The sequence below is a fragment of the Psychrobacter sp. W2-37-MNA-CIBAN-0211 genome, from assembly GCF_040309405.1.
GTDB lineage: Bacteria > Pseudomonadota > Gammaproteobacteria > Pseudomonadales > Moraxellaceae > Psychrobacter > Psychrobacter glaciei.
The window spans coordinates 1-229 of sequence record NZ_JBEOOU010000651.1 but is presented as its reverse complement, the minus strand read 5'-3'; the positions used below and the strand labels follow the sequence as shown (position 1 = coordinate 229).

1 protein-coding gene is annotated in these 229 nt (G+C 46.7%); it reads left to right on the top strand.

Translation table 11 applies throughout. From position 1 onward, the window contains the following. A partial coding sequence (locus AAEY72_RS16625; RefSeq protein WP_352311817.1) for a prolyl oligopeptidase family serine peptidase occupies window positions 1-229 on the top strand: 229 nt, incomplete at both ends.

Sequence of the window (229 nt, the reverse complement as noted above, 5' to 3'; positions counted from 1 at the left end):
GAGCAGGGCGGTGTTTATGTACTGGCTAACATTCGCGGTGGTGGAGAATACGGCCCAGCCTGGCATCAAGCAGCGTTAAAGCAACATCGTCATAAAGCGTATGAAGACTTTGAAGCCATTGCTGAAGACTTAATTGCTCGTAAAATTACGTCAAGCAAGCATCTTGGTATTCAAGGTGGTAGTAATGGTGGTTTGTTAATGGGTGCTGCATTTACTCGTCGTCCTGAGC